Below are 1,449 nucleotides of genomic sequence, written 5' to 3'. Positions count from 1 at the left end.
GCGGATTCCACGGGTGACCCGTTCTCTTTTCAATAAAATCCACCTTGCACCCATCCCTCGGTTTCTCGAAGGAATGGGGGCTTCATAGGTGCATGGGAACAGGCTTTTACGACACCCTCCACCGGGGAGAGGGTTGGGGTGAGTGGCAACAGGCAAAGACAACAGGCGAAACTCAATGACCGACACACCGGATATTCTCAAGAAAATCGTCGCCCGCAAGCACGAGGAAATCAATGCTGCCCGTCAGCGGGTCTCTGAGCAGGCGCTCAAACAAAAGGCCGCACAAGCCTCACCCCCCCGGGGCTTCGTCGCCTCACTCAAGGAGACAATTGCCACCGGCCAACCTGGCGTCATCGCCGAAATCAAGAAGGCCTCACCATCCAAAGGTGTGCTGCGGGAGGATTTCCGCCCGGCGGACATTGCCCGCAGTTACAAGGAACATGGCGCCGCCTGCCTGTCCATATTGACGGATGTGGACTTTTTCCAAGGATCGGTTGCCTACTTGAAACAGGCCCGGGCGGCCTGCGACCTGCCGGTAATCCGCAAGGATTTCATCATCGATCCTTATCAGGTGTATGAGGCGCGTGCCATGGATGCAGACTGCATCCTGCTCATCGTTGCCTGCCTGGACGATGAACAGCTGGCATCATTGAATATACTGGCCATGGATCTGGGCATGGATGTGCTCATCGAGGTACATGACGAGGCAGAGCTGGAACGTGCTCTGCAGGTCTCCAACCCCATGATCGGCATCAATAACCGCAACCTGCGCACTTTCGACGTCAGCCTGCAGACCACTCTGGCAATGCTGGAACAGATTCCCGACGACAAGCTTGTCATCACCGAATCCGGCATCCTGGCGCCCGAAGATGTCGCCCTGATGCGCAGCCACCATGTAAACGGTTTCCTGGTAGGCGAGGCATTCATGCGGGCAGAAGATCCGGGCAAGGAACTGGCGCGACTGTTTTTCACGGAGTAGTATCGATCCTGTGCTCCGGAAAACGGCCGAAAAGGAGAGATCCATGCTTCGCATTTCAGTGCCACAAAAAACCTTCGGGCTGCTGGTCGCCTGCAGCCTCATTGCCACGGCGACAATGGCTGCCCCCTATGCCGGGCTGGTGAAGGTTCCCGACCGTGGCGGGAACTTCTTCGGCACGCCGGAACGCTTCAACCGCTACTATACCGACCCGACTTACAAACCCGCACGCATACTGCATGTCAGCCCCTCCGGGAACGGCGATGGCGGCCTGTCTTCACCCATGCGTCCCGAACAAGCTTTTTCCCAGGCCAGAGCGGGAGATGAAATCCTGTTCCATGACGGCCGCTACGCCGTAAGCGCCCAAGAATCCACACCTATTTTCCACACCTGACCCTGTGCAGACTTTCTCCCCGAATCCCACGACAGAGGAGAAAGCAATGGATACTTCCGATATCACCGAAGGCGCGCCG

The 1,449-nt window shown here is 57.4% G+C and carries 2 protein-coding genes; both read left to right on the top strand.

Going from position 1 to position 1,449, the window contains the following annotated elements:
• Positions 1-175 precede the first annotated feature (175 nt).
• Positions 176-979, top strand: a complete 804-nt coding sequence (gene trpC / locus ACOCD2_RS19805) for an indole-3-glycerol phosphate synthase TrpC (protein ID WP_293649988.1) — start codon at positions 176-178, stop codon at positions 977-979.
• 43 nt (positions 980-1,022) lie between these two features.
• Positions 1,023-1,370, top strand: a complete 348-nt coding sequence (locus ACOCD2_RS19800) for a hypothetical protein (RefSeq protein WP_293649989.1) — start codon at positions 1,023-1,025, stop codon at positions 1,368-1,370.
• Positions 1,371-1,449: the final 79 nt, after the last annotated feature.

The organism is Thiolapillus sp., assembly GCF_048562965.1.
Lineage (GTDB): Bacteria > Pseudomonadota > Gammaproteobacteria > Chromatiales > Chromatiaceae > Thiolapillus > Thiolapillus brandeum_A.
Note: the sequence above shows the minus strand (reverse complement) of the source record. Positions and strands in the feature narration are given on the sequence as shown.